Annotated in this window: 20 protein-coding genes and 1 tRNA gene; 14 read left to right on the top strand and 7 right to left on the bottom strand. The window is 64.1% G+C overall.

Going from position 1 to position 19,830, the window contains the following annotated elements:
- Positions 1-13 precede the first annotated feature (13 nt).
- On the top strand, positions 14-484 hold the full coding sequence (locus ABEJ63_RS00520) for a hypothetical protein (protein ID WP_375794376.1): 471 nt from the start codon (positions 14-16) through the stop codon (positions 482-484).
- Here the strand turns inward: ABEJ63_RS00520 and galK are convergent.
- Positions 457-1,614: a galactokinase gene (galK, locus tag ABEJ63_RS00515; protein WP_375794375.1), complete on the bottom strand. Its 1,158-nt coding sequence runs from the start codon at positions 1,612-1,614 to the stop codon at positions 457-459. The two genes, ABEJ63_RS00520 and galK, sit on opposite strands and share 28 nt — an antisense overlap.
- 83 nt (positions 1,615-1,697) lie before the next feature.
- On the opposite strand from galK, the gene cysS reads away from it, so the two are divergent.
- From cysS to ABEJ63_RS00485, 6 genes are all read left to right on the top strand, one after another.
- Complete coding sequence (gene cysS / locus ABEJ63_RS00510; protein WP_375794374.1) at positions 1,698-3,185, top strand: cysteine--tRNA ligase; 1,488 nt, start codon at positions 1,698-1,700, stop codon at positions 3,183-3,185.
- A 46-nt stretch (positions 3,186-3,231) separates the two neighbouring features.
- Positions 3,232-3,891 carry a DUF6517 family protein gene (locus ABEJ63_RS00505; RefSeq protein ID WP_375794373.1) on the top strand — a complete coding sequence of 220 codons (660 nt, stop codon included), beginning with the start codon at positions 3,232-3,234 and terminating at the stop codon, positions 3,889-3,891.
- A 40-nt stretch (positions 3,892-3,931) separates the two neighbouring features.
- On the top strand, positions 3,932-4,084 hold the full coding sequence (locus tag ABEJ63_RS00500; protein ID WP_375794372.1) for a hypothetical protein: 153 nt from the start codon (positions 3,932-3,934) through the stop codon (positions 4,082-4,084).
- Entirely contained in the window at positions 4,081-5,055 is a 975-nt protein-coding gene (corA, locus tag ABEJ63_RS00495) for a magnesium/cobalt transporter CorA (RefSeq protein WP_375794371.1), read from the top strand. The genes ABEJ63_RS00500 and corA overlap by 4 nt, the downstream gene beginning before the upstream one ends.
- A 446-nt stretch (positions 5,056-5,501) precedes the next feature.
- Complete coding sequence (locus ABEJ63_RS00490; RefSeq protein ID WP_375794370.1) at positions 5,502-7,292, top strand: ATP-binding protein; 1,791 nt, start codon at positions 5,502-5,504, stop codon at positions 7,290-7,292.
- A gap of 45 nt (positions 7,293-7,337) precedes the next feature.
- Complete coding sequence (locus ABEJ63_RS00485) at positions 7,338-7,769, top strand: universal stress protein (protein ID WP_375794369.1); 432 nt, start codon at positions 7,338-7,340, stop codon at positions 7,767-7,769.
- Here the strand turns inward: ABEJ63_RS00485 and ABEJ63_RS00480 are convergent.
- Entirely contained in the window at positions 7,766-8,908 is a 1,143-nt protein-coding gene (locus tag ABEJ63_RS00480; protein ID WP_375794368.1) for a CBS domain-containing protein, read from the bottom strand. The two genes, ABEJ63_RS00485 and ABEJ63_RS00480, sit on opposite strands and share 4 nt — an antisense overlap.
- 74 nt (positions 8,909-8,982) lie before the next feature.
- On the bottom strand, positions 8,983-9,192 hold the full coding sequence (locus ABEJ63_RS00475; protein WP_375794367.1) for a hypothetical protein: 210 nt from the start codon (positions 9,190-9,192) through the stop codon (positions 8,983-8,985).
- Between the two features lie 63 nt (positions 9,193-9,255).
- Between ABEJ63_RS00475 and ABEJ63_RS00470 the strand changes: the two genes are divergently transcribed.
- The gene (locus ABEJ63_RS00470) at positions 9,256-9,642 is read left to right on the top strand and encodes a universal stress protein (protein ID WP_375794366.1); all 387 of its coding nucleotides are present in this window, start codon (positions 9,256-9,258) and stop codon (positions 9,640-9,642) included.
- Positions 9,643-9,714: 72 nt separating this feature from the next.
- Here the strand turns inward: ABEJ63_RS00470 and ABEJ63_RS00465 are convergent.
- Positions 9,715-9,789, bottom strand: a tRNA-Val gene (locus ABEJ63_RS00465).
- Between the two features lie 141 nt (positions 9,790-9,930).
- On the opposite strand from ABEJ63_RS00465, the gene trpD reads away from it, so the two are divergent.
- Genes trpD through trpG form a run of 4 tightly spaced genes read left to right on the top strand, consistent with a single transcriptional unit; the run spans position 9,931 to position 13,719 of the window.
- Complete coding sequence (gene trpD / locus ABEJ63_RS00460; protein ID WP_375794365.1) at positions 9,931-10,935, top strand: anthranilate phosphoribosyltransferase; 1,005 nt, start codon at positions 9,931-9,933, stop codon at positions 10,933-10,935.
- A gap of 2 nt (positions 10,936-10,937) precedes the next feature.
- Positions 10,938-11,558, top strand: coding sequence for a phosphoribosylanthranilate isomerase (locus ABEJ63_RS00455; RefSeq protein WP_375794364.1), 621 nt, complete (start codon positions 10,938-10,940; stop codon positions 11,556-11,558).
- 2 nt (positions 11,559-11,560) lie between these two features.
- Positions 11,561-13,147, top strand: coding sequence for an anthranilate synthase component I (trpE, locus tag ABEJ63_RS00450; RefSeq protein WP_375794406.1), 1,587 nt, complete (start codon positions 11,561-11,563; stop codon positions 13,145-13,147).
- A complete protein-coding gene (gene trpG / locus ABEJ63_RS00445) occupies positions 13,144-13,719 on the top strand; it encodes an anthranilate synthase component II (protein WP_375794363.1) in 576 nt (191 codons plus the stop codon). The genes trpE and trpG overlap by 4 nt, the downstream gene beginning before the upstream one ends.
- On the opposite strand, the gene ABEJ63_RS00440 is transcribed toward trpG, so the two are convergent.
- Positions 13,714-13,914 (bottom strand): hypothetical protein, encoded by a 201-nt coding sequence (locus ABEJ63_RS00440; protein WP_375794362.1) that lies wholly within the window; start codon positions 13,912-13,914, stop codon positions 13,714-13,716. The two genes, trpG and ABEJ63_RS00440, sit on opposite strands and share 6 nt — an antisense overlap.
- Before the next feature lie 393 nt (positions 13,915-14,307).
- Here ABEJ63_RS00440 and ABEJ63_RS00435 point away from each other — a divergent pair, with 393 nt between their 5' ends.
- Complete coding sequence (locus ABEJ63_RS00435) at positions 14,308-17,436, top strand: adenosylcobalamin-dependent ribonucleoside-diphosphate reductase (RefSeq protein ID WP_375794361.1); 3,129 nt, start codon at positions 14,308-14,310, stop codon at positions 17,434-17,436.
- Positions 17,437-17,448: 12 nt separating this feature from the next.
- On the opposite strand, the gene ABEJ63_RS00430 is transcribed toward ABEJ63_RS00435, so the two are convergent.
- Positions 17,449-18,936, bottom strand: coding sequence for a molybdopterin-dependent oxidoreductase (locus ABEJ63_RS00430; RefSeq protein WP_375794360.1), 1,488 nt, complete (start codon positions 18,934-18,936; stop codon positions 17,449-17,451).
- A gap of 90 nt (positions 18,937-19,026) precedes the next feature.
- Between ABEJ63_RS00430 and ABEJ63_RS00425 the strand changes: the two genes are divergently transcribed.
- A complete protein-coding gene (locus tag ABEJ63_RS00425; RefSeq protein ID WP_375794359.1) occupies positions 19,027-19,143 on the top strand; it encodes an HVO_2523 family zinc finger protein in 117 nt (38 codons plus the stop codon).
- On the opposite strand, the gene ABEJ63_RS00420 is transcribed toward ABEJ63_RS00425, so the two are convergent.
- Positions 19,133-19,789: a VTT domain-containing protein gene (locus tag ABEJ63_RS00420; protein ID WP_375794358.1), complete on the bottom strand. Its 657-nt coding sequence runs from the start codon at positions 19,787-19,789 to the stop codon at positions 19,133-19,135. The genes ABEJ63_RS00425 and ABEJ63_RS00420 overlap by 11 nt on opposite strands.
- Positions 19,790-19,830: the final 41 nt, after the last annotated feature.

Here is a 19,830-nt window from a genome sequence, read left to right as displayed (position 1 = left end):
GCGAACAATCTCCGTGACCCTCGCGAGCCAGACCCGCGATGCCGTCCGCCGAGAGCCGTTCCTTCGCGCCGCGCTCGCGGCGGGTGTGCTCAACTACACTGCCGCCGCTCGCTATCTTGATATTGGCGACGAGGAGGCCGTCGCCGCAGCATTGCGCCGGTACGCGGCTGATCTCGAACCCGCCGATAGCGAGCCAACTGACGCCCGTGTCGCGATGCAGAGCGGCGTCGGTCCAACAGCAGAGAAGGAGCCGCTGGTGGCCGTCGATGGGGAGAAACTCGCATCCAATGGGGGCAACGCCACCGCGCTGGTCGCGACTGGCGATATCGGCCCAACAGACCTCGGACGCGTGCTCGCTCGCCTCAACGTTGAGGGCGTCCCCGTCCGGGCGGCCGGCGCCCGGGAGAGTCATCTCGTCTGTGTCGTCAACCGGGCAGATGGTGTCGACGCGCTCCGCTACGTGGAGGAGACACTCGACGCGTAGGCACCTGGCGATGGGCGACAGACCCGCGTGGTGGCGGCGGTGCCGGTCCGGTCGCGATAGCCGGCGGCGAGCTGGGTGGCGACCGTCGCCGGGTTAGCGTTGCCCGCGAGCAGATGGACTGTCGCGCCCCCAAAGCCTGCGCCTGTCAGCCGCGACCCGACTACGCCCGCGGTCGCACGGCCTGCCGCCGCGGCTGCGTCCAGTTCCGCACAAGACACTTCGTAGTCGTCGCGCAGGCTCCGGTGAGAGGCATCCATCAGGGCGCCTGCCCGTTCAAGATTGCCCGCGCGGAGCGCCGCCGCTGCTACACGGACCCGCTTGTTTTCCGTGACGACGTGACGACACCGCGACCGCACCGATTCGGGCAGGTCGGCCGCGACCCGCTCGAAGGCATCGACGGAGACGTCCCGGAGCGACCGTACGTCCGCCGCGAGTAAGTCGTCCAGCAGGGAGACGCCCCGCTCGCAGGCGGCCACCCGGTCCGTATATGCGGATTCCGCGAGGTCATGGCGCACCCCCGTATCGAGCATAATGATGCTATCGACGGGTACTGGGTCGGCCGCGAGCGACCGACAGTCGAGTTCGAGCGCGCCAGTCTCGGGGGCACACGCCGCCGCGTACCCATCAAGCACTCCGCAGGGGACGCCGACGAAGTCATTCTCGGCGCGAGTACAGATTTGGGCGGCCGTCGGTCCATCGGCCCCGAGACCGGCGAGTCCATCCAGAGAACGGCAAGCAGCGACGGCGAGCGCCGCTGAGGAGGCGAGACCTGCGCCGACGGGTACCTCGGAGACGATGGAGACATCTGCGCCGCCGACGTCGTGACCGGCTTCGCGCAGCGCCCACCGGACACCGGCGACATAGTCCGTCCAGTCGCCCACGGGCTCCTCGCCGACGACAGTCTGAGTCTCGGCTACCGTCGCGGAGTGGATACGAAGCCGGTCGTCCTCTCGGGCGGCGACGGCGGCGGCAGTTCGACGGTCGACGCCCGTCGGCAGGACGAACCCGTCATTATAGTCGGTATGGCCGCCGACGAGGTTCACTCGGCCTGGCGCGCTCGCAATCGCCGCGGGATCGGCACCGAACCGCTGGCGGAACGTCGCTGCCGCATGGTCCTCGACGGAGTGCATCGTCACGGCGAAACGGCCGGTGGGACAAGACCCTTCGGCTCGGTTCCGACGCTTACTAGTTGCCCCCGCGGCAATCCCGAGTGATGACGCTGCGCGTGCTGAACACGCTCTCTGGCGAAAAGGAGCCGTTCGAGCCACAGGACCCCGACGACGTGCTTCTTTACTACTGTGGCTTGACGGTCTCTGACTTCGCTCACCTCGGGCACGCGCGGACATGGGTCCACGTCGACACCATCCACCGGTGGCTGGAACAGCTGGGCTACGGCGTTCGCCACGTCGAGAATATCACGGACCTCAACGAGAAGATTGTCGCCCGAGTCGGCGAAGGCGAACTGGGCGACTCGGAGCAGGAGGTTGCGGCGGGGTTCATCGACCAGTTGCTCGCGGACATGCGGGCACTCAATCTAAAACGTGCTGAGGTGTATCCCCGTGTCACCGAGCACATCCCAGAAATAATCGATTTGGTCGAGACCCTTGTCGAACGGGGGTACGCCTACGAATCCGGGGGGTCCGTCTACTTCGACGTGACTGCGTTTGGCGACTACGGGAAGCTATCGAACCAGCGACTTGACGACGTGGAGGCACAGGGGCCCGAGGAGGAACGGGCAGAGAAGCGTCACCCTGCCGACTTCGCGCTGTGGAAGGCTGGCGGCGTCGACGCCGAGGCGGTCGCTGAACACCGTCACGACGACCGCGAGTACGATATCGACACACCGTCCGGCGAAACGTTCGCGTCTCCGTGGGGTGAGGGCCGGCCCGGCTGGCACGTAGAGTGCTCGGCGATGAGCATGACCCACCTCGACACGACGCTAGATATACACATGGGCGGGCGCGATCTTGTGTTCCCGCACCACGAGAACGAGATTGCTCAGAGCGAGGCCGCAACCGGCGAGGAGTTCGCCCGCTACTGGCTCCACGCCGACCTGTTCCAGATGGACGACGAGAAGATGTCCTCCTCGCTAGGCAATTTTATCCCTGTCGCCGATGCGGTCCCCCGCTTCGGGGTAAATGCGCTTCGGACGTTCTTCCTGTCAGCCTCCTACAACTCCACGCAGACGTACTCGGAGGCAGCCATCCACGAGGCTGAACAGCGAGCCGAGCGTCTGGAGAACGCATATCGCCGTGCCGTCGAGGCCATCGACTCGCCGACGGCCCGGACGAAGCGCGAGGATACGGACCTTCGGGCGAGCGTCGAAGAGACCCGCGCATCGTTCACGACCGCGATGAACAATGACTTCAATACGCGAGAGGCACTGGCGGCGTTGTTGGATTTGGCGTCGGCGGTGAACGCCCACGTCGACTCAACCGACGAATACGATTACCGGGGGCTCCGGCAGGCTGTCGAGGCACTGGAAGAGTTGGGCGGCGACGTGCTCGGTCTCGTCTTCGGGGAGTCGGGCGAGGGCCACGCGCAGCTGGCCGATGAGCTCGTTGAACTCGTGCTGGAAATCCGAGAGCAGGAGCGGGCAGCCGGCAACTACGAGCGGGCCGACGAGCTCCGTGACCGACTCCAGGAGGTCGGGGTAACGGTCCAGGACACGGACGATGGGCCGAGCTACCGGCTGGAGTAATCCCGGGCCACGAGGTTTATGTCGGAGAGGCGAGTAAAATCGCCGTATGACTACACGACGGACGGTCGCGGCGCTTGCTCTCGCGGCAGTGCTCGTGACGAGTGGCTGTGTCGGTTTTCTCACCGGCGGCGAGTCGCTCACCTTCGAAGCGGAGCCGGTGCAGGTGAGCGACTCTGCTCGCCAAGATGCGGGGTACGAGCAGGAACGACGCACGACACAGACCATCAACCGGACGTTCACTGCGGCCGGTCAGGAGCGTGACGTATCGGTGACGAACCATCTTTCGGAGTACAGCCGGTCGGCAGACACAGTGTTGAGCGATCAGCAGGTCGCCCGGATGATCGTGCTCTCGACGCCACAGGTAAAGGTGGCCGGCCAGGGGCCGTTCAACCCCGTGGGTGAACTGTCGAACCGAGAACTTGTCAGCCGAGTAACTCAAAAGTACGACAGCATCCAAAACGTCCGCTTCGAGTCGAACCGGACGTTGACGATGCTTGGGGAGGAGACCACGGTATCGAAATTCCGGGCGGACGCGACTCTCCAGGGAGGACAGGAGGTTGAGGTGTTCCTCCACATCACGAAGATTCAACACGAAGGAGACTTCGTCGTCGCCGTCGCCGTCCACCCGACGCAGATAGACGAACAGGAGCGGGTTGACACGCTATTCCGCGGCGTTGACCACCCGGCACCGGCCCCCGAGTCGTAACGCGGACAACGCTTTTTATTGCCCGTGTCGACCCGCCGATATGGACCGAATCGCGGCCGTCGGCACCCTTTGTCTCTTATCGGCGGTCGCAGGCTACGCTGTTGGCACCGTTCAGCCGTACCCTGGACGCGAACTAGCGCTCGTCGGCATGATGGTCGGCCTGTCGCTGCTGTTCGTGGGTGACGCTACGTGACCGAGGCTGTTGTTTACTCGGCTGACCGGGGCGTCGAGTCGTTCGACGACCCTGCGGCGGCCCGCGACGCACCCGGGACGACGTGGGCACGAGCCCACAGCGACGAGGCGATGGCGGAAGTGGCCGACGCCTTCGATATCCATGCACTCGCCGTGGAAGACGTCCAGAACAATGTCCGCCCGAAGACGGAGGAGTTCGGTGGCTACACGTTCGTCCTCGTGAAGGCCGCTGAATTGACCGCGGGGGACACGCCGTTCGACGAGGAGGTACGCGAGGACCCCGTTGGTGTCTTCATTGGCGGCGACTGGGTGGTGACACTATCGCCTACTCGCGTGCCCGCTGTCGACCGAGTCTGGGACGCTGTCGGCCGGGGGGACGAGCGGCTCCTTCAGCGGGGGCCTGACTTCACCGCGTACCGCGTCATCGATGTCATCGTTGCAGGCTACTTCGACCTGCTTGACCGTGTGGAGACGACTATTGAGATAATCGAGGAAGAGGTGCTCGAATCAACGGACATCGACACGTTGGAGCGTATCAATGGGGTGCGTCGGGACCTGCTGTCGTTCCGAAAGGTAGCGTGGCCGGCCCGTGAGGCAGTCGGCTTGTTGGCACGAGGCGACCCCGAGCAGGTTGATCCCGCCACGGAGAAATACTACCGCGATGTCTACGACGATCTCGTGGGCGCGGTCGACTTGACGGAGACGTATCGCGACCTGACCACAGGTGCGCGCGATATCTACCTCAACACTGTCTCGCAGTCAACCAATGAGGTGATGAAGACGCTCACCGTCGTCGCGACCATTTTTCTGCCACTCACGTTCATCGCTGGTGTCTACGGAATGAATTTCGCCGACTCACCGTACAACATGCCAGAGTTGGCGTGGCGGTTCGGCTACCCCGCCGCGATGGTCGGGATGGCGCTCGTTGCCGTGCTCATGCTCGCGTATTTCTACCGGATGGACTACCTATGACGTGAGCAGCACGACCAGCACCCGTATCAGGCGGACGCACTGCGCGCCGAGCTAAGTCGGCACCAGACCGGCGAGTATCCAGCCCTGACCGAAGCGACGCCGGCTTCCTCCCGAACAGGTCGATAAGGCCCCTAGAAGAGTAACTATCGCGACGGAACTCAACTCCGTGAGCACAAGCAGGACCGCCATCCCGAGCAGGAGTGCGCCGAGGTGAGGCCGTCACGGCCGGGTACAGCACGGTGATAGCGCGGGACAACGGCACCGCAGACGAGACGGCGAGGCCCACGGTCAGCCCGGAGTCGGTGCCGGGCACAGCGTCAGTAGCGGCGAACCTGCGGACAGCGAGATCAGACCCGCTCTGGCTAAACACGGCATCTAATTTAGATTTCGACCAGTTTCGCCGTGGTGAGCGTGGCTTTTTGTCGCCAGAGCCGCCACGCCGGTACATGACCGATCTTGGGGACTTCGAGGAGTTCGACTCGGAGGAATCCCCCGGCGCAGATGCCGTGGAGAGAGAGGATTCCGCGTCGTCCGAAGAGGATGAGTTCAAACCCGTCCAGGCGACCCCTGCAGGGCAGGACCGCGGGCTAGGGACGCTCTCCGCGGCCGACGGTCTCTCGGTTGGGGAACATGAGGATGACACCCGTCTGCGAGCGTACGTCACCGTTGGAAACCGCTCACGGGTTCGGGTAGGCGCGTACGCCGTCGCGGAGTACCCCGATGGCGAAGCGCTGTTCTGCAAGGTGACTGCTCTGGAGTACGCTCAGGAATTCCGTTCGGACGACGCGACGGAGATTCATGCCCGCCGAGCGATGCGCTCAGAGGGTATCGACGAGGCCGATTACAAGTTCATGGCGACACTGGAACCGCTAGCTGTCCTCTACTCCGAGAACGACGAACTCCGGCGGCGGATGCCAGATCGCGTCCCCAAGCCGGAGACGGTGGTGCGGCAGGCGGCTGATGAGCAGGAGGTGAAGACGGGGCTGAAGGTGCCCGGGGAAGGGGTGTTCCTCGGGCACCTTGCGGTTGGTGGCGAAAAGATACGGACCGCGGGGGAGCCGCCCACCGTCGACTACCGGTTAAAGGACAACGACACGGATGGCGACCCGCTCGTGTTCAGGCACACGCTCGTCGCTGGCGGTACCGGCTCCGGGAAGACTCATGCATCGAAAAACATTCTCCGACAGTATCTCGGTCGCACCTACGAGATGGACGACGGTCGGACGCCAGGGGCGGCGGTCGTTCAGTTCGACCCGCAAGATGAGTACGCACAGATGCACGACGACGGCGACTACCCCGCGGAGTTCGGCCGACAGCTGGACATCGAGGGGGTCGCACATGGGGGCCATGAGGACACGATAGCGTTCGTCCCAGTCGTTGACGGGGCGACGTATGCTGCCGACCACCACCGCGCCGAGCAGGTGCGGTTCACGCTCCCATTCGCGATGGTACGCTCCCGGCCATGGCTAGTCTCCGGCGCCGGCCTCAACGACAATCAGTACCAAGGACTGCGGACACTGCTCGACCGATTCTTCCAGAGCCACGGCCGCGACGGCACGTATGAGGAATTCCGGACATTCCTCGCAGATTCCTCGCTGAAGGAGGAACTTGACCAAACGGGCGTCGTCCACGAGGCGACGTTTGACGCGGTGAAGCGGAAGACCCGTGGCTTCAACGCCGTCTTCGACGGAGATGCGCCTCCTATTACTGACCAAGTCCATGAGTTCGTCCGCCCCGGCGGGCTGACGACAGTGCCGACGTACCACATTAACGACTCCAGACAGACGACGACGGTGGTGCTAGCGGTGGCGTCGCTGCTCGTAGACGAGAAGTTGTCGAATGACCCGCGGTTCGACCGTATCAAGGAGACGCCACTAATTCTCGGGATGGATGAGGCGCACAACTTCCTGACAGACGCCGACAGCGTGCAGGCCAGACAGGTCATCCGGAAGTTCTCCGAGGCGGCAAAGCAGGGACGCAAAGAGCGGCTCGGACTGTTCCTGATTACTCAAGACCCACAGGACATCGCCGACCCCGTATTCAAACAGGTAAACACCACCGTCGTCCTGAACCTGGGTGACGAGGACGCCATCAAGTCGGTGAACATCCCAGCATCGCTGGAGGGGAAGGTGCCGTACTTTGAGAAGGGCCAGATGGCGGTGTACTCGCCAGATAACTCAGAACCGGTTGAGGTGGTCGGGCTCCCGCACTGTGTAACCCGCCACGGCCGCGACTGACCGTCGGCGAGTGGTTTTTTCAGCGGGGCCGGCCGAGATTCAGACATGGTCGAACGGAAGCACGTGCTCGTTCCGCTGGACGGCTCCGAGCAGGCCGAGGCGGCGCTGTCGTACGCATACGAGGAGTTCCCCGATGCGAGGGTGACCCTGCTGCACGTTATTAACCCGGCGCGGGCCGGCTACGGCGCCCAGGCTGGGCTCCCGAGCTTCTCAGAGGAGTGGTACGACGAGGCAGAGGCGGCCGCCGAGGAATTGTTCTCCGAGGCACGGGCGGATGCCCCAGAGAGTGTGACCGTCGAGACGGCGACGGAGGTTGGACAGCCCGCCCGCACTATCGTCGGATTCGCGGACGAACGGGAGGTGGACGAAATCGTCATTGGGAGCCATGGCCGCCAAGGCATCTCGCGGGTACTGCTCGGCTCGGTGGCCGAGAACGTCGTCAGGCGGGCGAGCGTGCCCGTCACCGTCGTCCGTTAGAGTTCGCCGAGCTTCCGGAGCAACTGGCCTTCGTACTCCTCATCGGCTTGGACACCCTTCAGCTCAACCACGTTCCGCTCCAGCTTGTCGAGAGCAACCCGGAACGCCGACTCTGCGCCGTACCCTTCGCCAGATCCGCCCACCTGACCGCGGTCGGTGCGCAGCCGAATCTGCGCGTAGATGAGCGGAGTACCCCGGAGCTTCTCTTTGTGCTTCTTGAACCGGACGTGAGCGTGCTGGACCTGCATATCGGCGTACTTATCAGCGACAGCCTCAACGCTGGCGACGATATCCTCGCGCGTGATGGCCTCCAGCAGGTCGACATTCGTTATTTGGACGTCCATGTGCTCCTCTTCAGTGTAGGTGAGCGCGCGGAGCACGTCCGTCTTGGTGACGATGCCGGCGACGAGTCGGTCGTCCTCGTCGTCAGTCACGACTAGTCCGCCGTAGTCGCCTTCAAGCATCCGCTCAACGGCTGCCTGCACTGTCTCGGTTCGGGAGACAGTGTCGACGGGGCTCACCATCACGTCGTACACCGGCAGGTCAAGTATCCGCTCAACGTCGCCGCTCCGGTCGCCACGGGTCGCCTTGTCCATGTCGCGGACGACGATGTCGGTAATGTCGAAGGTAGTGACCACGCCCGCGAGATAGCCGTTCTCGTTGGTGACTGGAAGCCGGGAGATGCCGTTCTCGCGCATCAGGTTAATTGCCTTGCCGACGGAGGCGTCCTCCGAGACAGAGATAACCTCGGCCGTGTAAATATCGTCGACAGTAAGCACGTCAAGGTTTTCCAGCACCGCCTTGAGAATGGCGTTCGCGGAGACGACACCGTACAGCGTCTCGCCGTCAAAGACGGGTGCCATCTTCACGCCGCCCTCAATGAGCATTCGAGCGACATCGCGGACATCGGCTCGGCGCTTCACGCGCGGTGCCGAGCGCATCATCGCGCCGGCCTTCGTGTCGTCCTCGACATGCGACTGGAGCAGCTGTTTCTCCGTGACGACGCCCGCGTAGTCGCCGTCGTCGGTGACGATGATGCCCTTCCGGTTCTCCCGCTCGAACGCCGAGCGGACCTTTCCGAGTCGCTCGTTGACGTCAACCTCGGTGAACTCCCGCGTGACGATGTCTTCAATATCCATCTAAATCCCTCCTTTCGGAGTTCCCGGCGCGGAGTCTTCAAAGTAATCCCGACGGCCCGGGACCGACGGAACGGTCACTTTGCCGGGCCGGTGAGAACCTCCGCACCCTCGAGGTCCGTCTCGTCGGTTTGGTCGTCGGTCGATGGCTCGGCGGTGGCCGCAAGACGGTCCGTCGGGACAGTCTCCTCTCGCTCGGTGAGTTGGCGTGCAATCTCGTCTTTGAGATACAGGTCACCGAACAGCGGGTCGTAGCACATCGCAACATCACTTGGGCTGCCAGCCACATCAACGCTCGGCCGGTCGCCGCGAAGAGGAGGTTTTTGTTCGCTCCGGCGGCAGGCGTCGACATGACAACATTCCTCATCGGAACGGATAGCCCGGAGACGAGCAGAATTCTGGCCGCGGAGGCAACTGCCTACATTGACAAGACTGACGAACTGTACGCGCTCAACTCGGTCGGAAGCGATGCCGATGAGGAGACGATTGCTACGGGCGAGCAGGCGCTAGCGGTGCTGGCCGAGGAACTTGGCGCCGAGACGACCCAACGAGTGAGGGCCACCACCCCACAGGAGGACCTGCTCGCGGCCGCCGACGAGTACGGCGCCGATGCGTTCGTCGTCGGCATCCGCAAGCGCACGCCTACTGGGAAGGTATTGTTCGGGTCAACAGCACACGACTTACTCTTGGAGACGGATCGACCAGTGTTGACTGTGCCCGTGGACAAGACCGCCTGACTGGAGAGTAATGCAACCGTGTCACGGAGAAATCATTCCGATACACCCGACAGAAACGCTAGAACTTCTATATGGGTTCGGGCAGATTTGAACTGCCGATCTCCTCCATGTCAAGGAGGTGTCATAACCGACCTAGACCACGAACCCTCGCTTGCGTCCACTCCTCGGTAACCCGGTGGCGTAATTGAAGGTTTCGACTCCGCCGCCGGCGGCCGGACGTGGTCGGCAGGCTTTTACCGATGGACAGACTTGTACATCACAACGCAAGAGCGTACATTGGTGTTCATAATGCAGGAACTCATTCAACGCGTGACAGATGGCGAGGACCTCACGCAAGCGGAGGCACGCGAAGCCGCACGCCTTGTCTTTGAGGAAGCTACAGAGGCACAGATTGGCGCGCTGCTGGCAGCGCTGCGCGCGAAAGGCGAGACAGAGGCTGAAATCGCGGGCTTTGCGGAGGGGATGCGCGAGGCCGCCCGAACCATCGATCCGGACCGGCGGCCGCTGGTCGACACCTGCGGGACCGGGGGTGACGACTACGACACTATTAATGTCTCGACGACAGCGACGATGGTGGCCGCCGGCGCGGGTGTCACTGTCGCAAAGCATGGCAACTACTCCGTCTCCTCCTCGTCGGGAAGTTCGGATGTGTTAGAGGAGGTAGGCGTCGATCTCGACTCCTCACCCGAGGCGGTCGAAGCGCGCATCGAGTCGGACGGCATCGGCTACATGCACGCGCCTGCCTTCCACCCAGCGATGAAGGCGGTCATCGGCCCGCGGCGTGAGCTCGGGATGCGGACAGTGTTTAATGTGCTCGGACCGCTAACGAACCCTGCGGGTGCGGATGCGCAGGTAGTTGGCGTCTACGACCCCGATCTCGTGCCGCTGCTTGCGCGGGCACTCTCACGGCTGGGTGTCAACCGCGCACTCGTCGTCCATGGCTCGGGACTCGACGAAATCGCACTTCACGACGAGACGACCGTTGCCGAACTCACGGATGGGAGCGTCGAGGAGTACACGCTGACGCCAGCAGACCTCGGGCTCGACTCGGCGCCAATCGAGGCCATCGCCGGAGGCACTCCTGAGGAGAACGCCGCTGACCTGCGAGCCATTGTTTCTGGGGATCTCAAGGGGCCTAAGCGGGATGTAATACTCGCGAACGCGGGCGCGGCAGTGTACGTTGCCGACGAGGTAGCAACCCTTCGTGAGGGCGTCGACCGGGCACGCGAGGCCATCGACTCGGGGGCAGCTGCCGAAACTCTCGCGGCGCTGGCGGACGGAGAGGGCGAGTGAGAATGGTGCGCGCGAAGGTGTGCGGGCTGACCAGCGAGGCAGACGTGCGGGCCGCCGTCGCGGCCGGCGCGGACGCGCTCGGGTTCATCGTCGACGTTGACGTGGACACGCCCCGCGAGATACCCCCCGCGAAGGCTGAACAGCTCATCAACACCGTGCCGCCGTTCGTGACGAGCGTGTTAGTGACGATGCCGGATGCCGCCGCGGACGCCGCGATGCTCGCCGAGCTGGTCGGCGCGGATGCAATCCAGACCCACGGGCTCGCACCCGGCGATGTCTCCGTGCTCATCACAAACTTTCACGGCCCGGTGGTGCCGGCTGTCGGCCCTGAGGAAGTGGCGGAGTTCCGCAACGTCGGCCATGCCCTGCTGGTGGACACGCCTACGGAGGACGGTGGCGGCGGTACCGGCGAAACTCACGATTGGGACCGCACCCGGGAGATGACAGCCAATCTCGATCGCCCGCTCATACTTGCGGGCGGACTAACGCCCGAGAACGTGCGCGAGGCTATCGCGGTCGTTGAACCGTACGCCGTCGACACCGCCTCCGGCGTGGAGCGAGAGGGCGGCGTGAAAGACCACGACGCGGTACGCGCGTTCGTCGAGCGCGCGCAGGGGGCGTGACCGTGCGGCTGGACGTCGACCGTCCGGGGTTCCGCGAACTGGCCGCCGACGCCCCCTGTGTCGTCCGGGTGGCTGCCCCCCTTGATGTCGATGCTGAGCCACTGGCGGCCTACGCCGCCCTCACCGGCCGGACGACCGATGCCACCCGGAGTGACTACGCCTTCCTGCTAGAGTCGGCAGGGAAAGTAGCCTCCTCAGACCCAGACGGCGCATTCTCGACGGACGACGCCGACCGGCACGCTCGCTACTCGTTCGTTGGCTACGACCCCGTGGCTGCCGTCACAGTCGCCCCCGAGGCGACGAGCGTCGAGACGTTCGACGAGCGGTACGCTGACCTGCTCACGCCGGAGACGGACGGCGACTGCGTCGACGCGCTCCGGGGTATTTTACCGGACGTGCCGCGGCGCGGCTTCGGCGCAAGCGAGCGGCGACACCTCGACGGCGGACTCGTCGGCTTCCTCGCGTACGACGCCGTCTACGACCTCTGGCTGGAGGAGGTAGGCGTCGAGCGGCCCGACTCTCGGTTCCCTGACGCACAGTTCGTCCTCAACACACGCACGCTCGTGTTCGACGACGAGGCCGAGACACCGTCGCTGGTGTTCACACCGGTTGTGCGCGAGACAGATGACCCCGACGCAGTATACGACGAGCTCGCGGCAGAGGTCGAGCGAGTCGAGCAACTGCTAGCGACGGCCGACGAGTTGTCACCGGGCGGCTTCGTCCGTGAGTCAGAGACAGCCGGCTCGCGGGGTGACTACGAACGGGCCGTCGAGCGCGCGAAGGAACACGTCCTTGACGGTGATATCTACCAAGGGGTGCTCTCGCGGACACGGGAGCTACGGGGCGAGGTAGACCCGCTCGGGCTCTATCGAGCGCTGCGGGATGTCAATCCGTCGCCGTACATGTACTTACTCGGCTACGGTGACCGCACCGTCGTCGGCGCGTCGCCAGAGACGCTTGTCTCCGTGCGCGGCCGCGAGGTGATGGCTAACCCCATCGCCGGTACCTGTCCCCGCGGCTCCTCGCCGGTCGAGGACCGCCGGTTGGCTGGCGAGATGCTCGCGGATGGGAAGGAGCGAGCCGAGCACACGATGCTGGTCGACCTCGCGCGCAACGATGTCCGGCGGGTGAGCGAGGCCGGTAGCGTCCGCGTCGACGAGTTCATGAACGTACTGAAGTACTCGCACGTCCAGCACATCGAATCGACTGTTACGGGCCGGCTGGCGGCCGAGGCTGACGCCTTCGACGCAACCCGGGCAGCATTCCCAGCCGGGACGCTCTCGGGAGCACCGAAGGTACGGGCCATGGAAATAATCGACGCGCTCGAGGAGACACCACGGGGCGTCTACGGCGGCGGCGTCGGCTATTACTCGTGGACGGGAGACGCCGACTTCGCCATCGTCATCCGGACAGCTACCGTTGAGGATGCAGACGACGGCCAGCGCGTTACCGTTCGGGCAGGCGCAGGTATCGTCGCCGACTCCGATCCGGAAAACGAGTACGAGGAGACGGAAAAGAAAATGGACGGTGTACTTGCTGCGCTCGAGGCAATCGAACAGACGGAGGGAGAAGAGGTGCTCGAGCAGTGAGTGTCCTCGTGGTCGACAACTACGACTCGTTCACCTACAACCTCGTCGAGTATGTCAGCCAGCACGGCACGGACGTAGACGTAGTAAAGAATACCGCGTCGCTGGCGGACGTGCGCGCCCACGACCCCGAGGGAATTATCGTCTCGCCAGGGCCGGGCCACCCACGAAACGACCGCGACGTCGGCGTCACAACAGACGTGCTCCGGACGGTGTCGCCCGAGGTGCCAACGTTGGGCGTCTGTCTTGGCTTAGAAGCAGCAGTGTACGAGTACGGCGGCAAAGTGGGCCGGGCCCCCGAGCCTGTCCACGGGAAGGCGTTCCCAGTCGAGCACGATAGCCAAGGTGTGTTTGCGGGCCTCGACCAGGGGTTCCAGGCGGGCCGCTACCACTCGCTGGTCGCGACGGCCGTGCCGGACTGCTTCGACGTGACCGCGCGGACGGCCGACGACGAACAGCTTGTGATGGGCGTTCGTCACGAGTCACACCCGATAACGGCGGTACAGTTCCATCCGGAGTCGGTGCTCACGGGCGTTGGCCACGATGTTATCGAGAACTTCATAGAGGGTCTATAGGAACGGCACCAGTCGGAGCAGGCCGAAGAACCACAGCACGCCTGCGACGATAGCGGCGACGATCGCTACCTTCAGCGCGATGGACAGCACCACCCGAGCCACGAGGATGACGACGACAATCAGTATCAGCGTGCTCAGGATACCCGGGACACCGAAGCTCGGGACCAACTGGAGCGGCGCGGCGAACGCGTGCATATCCGCCACCACAGCGGCCGACGGTTTAACTCCGCGGGCCGACGTGGAGTTCGCTACCGTGTGACACGCGTCGAACGCCCCCCCCCATCGCTTCCGGTGGCGAACCGCCAGACGACACCAGCGTTTCCGGTCGAGGTTTCCACTTCCGCCGCGGTCTGAGCACCCTTTTACCGTTCGCGGGGATAGCGGCAGACGTCCGAAGCGCCACCGCATGACGGCGCACCGTCAGAGCCAAGCAGTGCCGACAGCGTGGTGCCGCACCGACGACAACCACCCGGAGTGCCAAGGGTTATCTGGCCCGGTAGAGAAGCAAGCGCCGCTACGAATCACCATGAACTATCTCCACACGAACACCACCGTTGCCGACATCGGAACTGACCGGAGGGGAGAGTGATGTCCGGGATCGACCTCGCCGCGGACGAACTCGAACTGCCAATTAAACGAACCGAGGGAGACACCCTCGAGGAGCGACTCACCGCTAACGCCTATCACAACATCCTCCCCGCGCGGTATCTCCGCAAGGACCAGAACGGCGAACTTGTTGAGTCACAGGAAGACCTCTTCGAGCGCGTCGCTAAGAACATCGCCCTCGCAGAGGCCGTCTTCGAGGCCGATCGAGAAGACATCGAGGTAACGGTCACCCCAGACCAAGTGAAGCCGGAGCACCCGCGCCGCGACGAGCTCGCGAGCGAGGTGTTCGGCGCCGGAACTACCGTCGAGGACGATGTCGAGACGCCGCTGTCGGTCCACAATGTCAACAAGTTCGCCTACGACACCGTCGTTCCAGGGCTCCCTGACGAGGTACGCGAGCATGTGGAGACGAAGCAGGCGGAGTTCCAAGAGCTGATGGAGCGGCTCTCTTTCATCCCGAACTCGCCGACGCTGATGAACGCCGGCGACGAACTCCAGCAGCTCTCGGCGTGTTTCGTCGACAGCCCGGAGGACGACCTCACGGACATCCACCAGACGGCCAAGGAAGCTGCCGAGGTGTTCCAGTCCGGCGGCGGGATGGGCTATGCCTTCTGGCGGCTCCGCCCATACGGTGATGCAGTCGGCTCCACGGGCGGCATCGCCTCGGGACCCATCACGTTTATGCGGACGTTTGACCAGATGTGCGAAACTATCGCACAGGGAGGAACGCGACGGGGGGCCCAGATGGGCGTCATGCGTATCTCGCATCCCGACGTCATCGAGTTCATCCACGCAAAGAACAAAGACGTCTCGTTGGCCCACTGCCTCCGGCTGAACGACCCCGACGATTACACGTATACGACGTTCTCGGAAGCGCTTGAGGAAGCCCGCGGACTCATCGACGAAGACGGCAAGGTGCCGAAACACCTGCGGAACGCCGTCGAGGGACATCTCTCGAACTTCAACATTTCTGTGGGCGTCACCGACGACTTCATGGACGCACTGGAGGTTGGCGAGGAGTTCACCTTCACCAACCCGCGTACGGGCGAACCCCACATCGCCAGCGAGGAGACCAAGGAGATGTATTCGCGGTACGACCTCGGTGACGAGGTGGAGATCGGCGAGCCGCTATCGCTGGATCCCAACCTTATTTGGGACCGCATCGTCGACGGCGCCCACGAGAACGGTGAGCCGGGCGTCGTCTACCTCGAACGCATCAACAAGGAGCACTCCTTCGATGTTGAGGAGCATCCCGACCACCGCATCCTCGCGACGAACCCCTGTGGTGAGCAGCCGCTCGAGGAGTACGAGGCCTGTAACCTCGGACATATCAATCTCTCGACGCTAGCCGCACAAGACGCCCCGGACTGGCGTGTGTGGTCCCAGCAGCATGAGTTCAACAGCCTCGAGGAGGGGGTCGAGCGATTCCTTCAGGAAGCGCTCGACACCGAAGAGTTCGAGGAGCGCATCCGGCTCGGCACCCGCTTCCTCGAGAACGTCGTCACGATGTCGGATTTCCCTGTGCCCGAAATTGAGGAGAAGGTCCGCGAGATGCGGAAGATTGGCCTCGGCGTAATGGGGCTGGCACAGTTGTACATCCAGCTGGGTATCGAGTACGGCTCCGAAGAGGGCAACGAGGTGGCCCGCCAGGTGATGCAGACCATCAACCACGGCTCGAAGGCCGCCTCCCACCAGCTCGCGACTGAGCGGGGCGTTTTCTCGGAGTGGGACAACTCGAAGTACGCCGACCCAACTGAGTACGCCGAGTGGTTCGAGAAACAGACTGGCGAGCGTGCCGACGACTGGGCTGACGGCTATCCCATTCGCAACCACAACACAACGACTATCGCCCCCACCGGGACGACGTCGATGGTAGGGAACACGACGGGCGGGTGTGAGCCCATCTACAACGTTGCCTACTACAAGAACGTCTCTGATGACGTACAGGGCGACGAGATGCTCGTCGAGTTCGACGATTACTTCCTACGGACACTCGAGGCCAACGACATCGATGTCGAGGCGGTCAAGCGAGAGGCCCAAGAGCAGATGGCGAACAACGAATTCGACGGCGTCGATGGGCTCGACACCGTCCCAGACGCAATCGGTGAGTTGTTCGTTGTAACCGGCGATCTCTCGGGGAAGGATCACGCCGCGGTGCAGTGTGCCTGTCAGGTGGGCGTCGACTCGGCCATTTCGAAGACCTGTAACTTCCCCAACTCCGCCACCAAAGAGGATATGGACGAGGTGTACCGGTACATCTATGAGAACGGTGGGAAGGGAGTCACCGTCTACAGAGATGGCACCCGCTCGAAGCAGGTGCTCACCACCCGCGCCGATAACACGGAATTCTCCGAGGACATGGACGAGGAAGAGGCTGCCGCGTTCCTCTCGGAGAAAATCGAGGAGATCTTCGGTAGCTTCGATGAGTTCCTCGCCCACGAGTCGGTTCGGGCCAATATCGACGAGCCGGCCGACCTGTTGGGTGGCGACGAGGAGCGCGTCTACGCCGAAAAGAAACCACGGCCGGACCAGCTCCATGGCGTCACCCAGCGAATCGAGACAGGGTACGGGAAGCTGTACGTCACTATCAACGAGGACCCCGAGACGAGCGAACCATTCGAACTGTTCGCTAACACGGGCCACTCCGGCGGCTTCACCAACTCCTTCACGGATGCGCTGGCGAAGACCATCTCCGTCGCGCTCCGTTCAGGCGTCGATCCCAACGAAATTGTCGACAAGCTGAATGGTATTCGGTCACCGAAGGTTGCCTGGGACAAAGGCGAGCAAATCAACTCCATCCCAGACGCCTTCGGTGTCGCACTGCGCCGGTATCTTGACGACGAAATCGACCGGGTGTACCCACAGCAGCAGAGTCTCGCAGAGGCGGCCGGCACCGCCGATGATCCCAACCGCGAGTCTGATGCGGACCGCGACCGCACGCCGGTCGAACCAGAGACGGACGGTGGCGCTACTGCAGCCGAGCCAGACGATGCGACGGCAGACCTACTCGCGGCCGGCGAGTCGCCCGAGTGTCCCGACTGTGGAGCGATGTCACTGGCCATGAACGAGGGCTGCAAGACGTGTCAGTCCTGCGGCTGGTCTGAGTGCTGACGGCCGCCTGAACTACCCGATTTCTTTCGAGACCCACCCGCTTGGGCCGCTTGGATACGCACCTGTCTCTTCTCGCGGCTGAAGCGTGCCGTCAGCCTCGCGCGCACGCACCACCACCTCGTGGCGTCCGCCAGGTGCCTCGTACTCATGGGCCCACTGGCGCCACGCGTCTATGGCGCGGTCGGCCTCTGGTGAGGGGAGTGGCTCCGAGAGAGTTGCTTCCGTCCACGTCGCGCCGCCGTCTGTCGACACCTCGACGGCTGAGATGCCGCGGGTACCAGCGTAGGCGTGGCCGGCGACGGTAATTTGCCCGTCGGCGCGATCGACGGCATGGAGCTTTGCGACAGTGTTGACTGGTCCGGTGCCGTGCCACCCCTTCTTCTCCCAGTAGCCATCGACCTCTTCATCGAGTACCTCGATTTCGGTTACCCACTTCACGTTTATCTCGCCCCAATGGCCGGGGATGAGCGCACGAACCGGGTAACCGTGGCCGCGTGGAAGCGGGCGACCATTCATGCGGTATGCGAACAGCCCCTCCCGAAGCGCAGACAGCGGGAACTCCTCGTAGTAGCCATCAGCGGCGCGCAACATCACACAGCAGTTGCCCGACGCGCCCGCCCGGTCAACGAGTTCGGCCGCGGGTACCACCGTCCAGAGAGCGGTGTCCATCTTTTTACCGTTGAGGCTCTCGCCGACACACCGGAGCGTTGCAAACACCTCCCGTGACTCCATCCCCGTGAGCTCGTCGTAGTCAATCTCGACCTCCTGCTCCACGTTGCCGGTGACCGACAGCGTCCACTCGTCGGCCGTGATAGTGGGAGCCGCCGCCGCGATATCGACCGTGTAGAACTGGTCGCTCACCAGCGGCTCCAATCCCTCGACGGACAGTGATTTGGCAGTTGCATCGTCAAGCAGCGATCGCACCTCGGGATCGGTAACGGGCTCCCTGCTCGGCCCGTCGCCGCGGTTCCGGCCGACCGCGTAGCCGAGACCAACCGTGGCCAACGCGGTCCCGACGGTGCCGAGCGCGTGCCTGCGGCCCGGGGCAACGCCGGTGGTCGCCGGCAAGTACGCAAGTACCGGCCCAACCGCGAGTACCACCGCAGCCGCGAACCCACCAACCAGCGACGCAAAGAGAGTGTCAGTCAATAGCGCCGCAGCGGCGAAGACAGACACGCCGGCGAGCACGGGGGATGCGACGGCCATGTCAGTGCGACGGCCGACCGCGATGGCTATGGCCGTGAGCGCGCCGAACAGTCCGACCCCGAGGGCGAAACCCATCGCGATGTTTAGTAACTTGCCAAGGTCACCGAGCACGGTAATCGCGAATGTGACGAGGGCGCCCGGCGAGAGACGAGCAACGGCGCTTGCAAGCGCCGCAGGAACGAAAGCGGGGGTGAAGCCAGCGACGGCAAAGGAGCCGCCGACAGCAGCGAGCGCGGCCGCAAGCGCAGGCACGAGCGTCTGTGCGATTGTCGAGCGTACGGCGTCCGTGTCCATGTGCTCCCTGGGCGCTGACGGTGCAAAGGGATTCTCCGAATTCTGTTCAAAATTCGGGAGGTTGATGCCGGTCGGCTCGTTATCAAATACATGGGTAAACCGCCGTCGTGTCCATCCTGTGGGACCGCGCTATTCAAGCGCCACTGTAAGTACGTCTGCCCACAGCACGGCGTAGTGGTCGATTGCGGTGACCCGTTTACCTTCTGAGCGGCTCAGGGAGGAGTCCCCGCGTCCGCAAGAGCCGGTAGAGCGGCCCAGCGAGGACCAGCAGCGCCAGCGCCGCCGCGCCGATGAAGACGATTGGACTAGTCTCGCCGACCGTCAACCGGCCGGCGCCGGCGCCCACGAGTACCGCCGCGGTCACCCACGGGAGTTCGCCAAGCGCGGTCCCTAGCGCGTACGCCCCTGGCCGGACCCCTGCGAGGCCGGCAGTGTACGAGACAGGGTCTGCGGGCAGCGGCGCGAGCCGCGCGGCGACGGTGCCCCTGAGATCGCCGGTGGCGGTGAAGTAGCGGCGACCCTGCTCGCCGAGCGTACCGAGCGGTCCGTCTCTAACGCGGCCGGCCAACAGGTACGGCGGCAGACACGTGACCACAGCGCCCCCGAGCGCGATCGGGACGCCCGCCGGCCCGAGCGCGACGCCGACGGTCACAGACAGGATGCTGATTGGCCATGCGACGAGGAATCGGAGGAGGTAGCCGGTTCCGAGCAGGAGACCGAAGCGGAGCGGCCGGTCTGCGAGGGTAACGAGCTGTCGGGCGATATCGCTAGGCGAGCCGATTAGCGCGGCGGTCCCGGCGACGGCCACGAGTGTCCCGACGCCGACAGCCTGGCGGCGAGTCACCCGGTCCATCTTACGTCTCCGGGTCTGTGTGCGCGTGAAAACCTCTTGTG

Origin of the sequence: Halosegnis sp. (assembly GCF_042216475.1) — an archaeon.
Classification (GTDB): domain Archaea; phylum Halobacteriota; class Halobacteria; order Halobacteriales; family Haloarculaceae; genus Halosegnis.
This window is presented reverse-complemented; position numbering and strand designations above follow the sequence as displayed.

Coding starts and splice junctions, on each gene's coding strand:
- trpD (WP_375794365.1), top strand. CDS start 9,931: ATGCAGGAACTCATTCAACGCGTGACAGATGGCGAGGACCTCACGCAA.
- ABEJ63_RS00440 (WP_375794362.1), bottom strand. CDS start 13,914: ATGCACGCGTTCGCCGCGCCGCTCCAGTTGGTCCCGAGCTTCGGTGTC.
- ABEJ63_RS00485 (WP_375794369.1), top strand. CDS start 7,338: ATGGTCGAACGGAAGCACGTGCTCGTTCCGCTGGACGGCTCCGAGCAG.
- ABEJ63_RS00470 (WP_375794366.1), top strand. CDS start 9,256: ATGACAACATTCCTCATCGGAACGGATAGCCCGGAGACGAGCAGAATT.
- ABEJ63_RS00490 (WP_375794370.1), top strand. CDS start 5,502: ATGACCGATCTTGGGGACTTCGAGGAGTTCGACTCGGAGGAATCCCCC.
- ABEJ63_RS00420 (WP_375794358.1), bottom strand. CDS start 19,789: ATGGACCGGGTGACTCGCCGCCAGGCTGTCGGCGTCGGGACACTCGTG.
- cysS (WP_375794374.1), top strand. CDS start 1,698: ATGACGCTGCGCGTGCTGAACACGCTCTCTGGCGAAAAGGAGCCGTTC.
- galK (WP_375794375.1), bottom strand. CDS start 1,614: ATGCACTCCGTCGAGGACCATGCGGCAGCGACGTTCCGCCAGCGGTTC.
- ABEJ63_RS00435 (WP_375794361.1), top strand. CDS start 14,308: ATGTCCGGGATCGACCTCGCCGCGGACGAACTCGAACTGCCAATTAAA.
- ABEJ63_RS00500 (WP_375794372.1), top strand. CDS start 3,932: ATGGACCGAATCGCGGCCGTCGGCACCCTTTGTCTCTTATCGGCGGTC.
- ABEJ63_RS00425 (WP_375794359.1), top strand. CDS start 19,027: ATGGGTAAACCGCCGTCGTGTCCATCCTGTGGGACCGCGCTATTCAAG.
- ABEJ63_RS00480 (WP_375794368.1), bottom strand. CDS start 8,908: ATGGATATTGAAGACATCGTCACGCGGGAGTTCACCGAGGTTGACGTC.
- ABEJ63_RS00505 (WP_375794373.1), top strand. CDS start 3,232: ATGACTACACGACGGACGGTCGCGGCGCTTGCTCTCGCGGCAGTGCTC.
- ABEJ63_RS00455 (WP_375794364.1), top strand. CDS start 10,938: ATGGTGCGCGCGAAGGTGTGCGGGCTGACCAGCGAGGCAGACGTGCGG.
- ABEJ63_RS00430 (WP_375794360.1), bottom strand. CDS start 18,936: ATGGACACGGACGCCGTACGCTCGACAATCGCACAGACGCTCGTGCCT.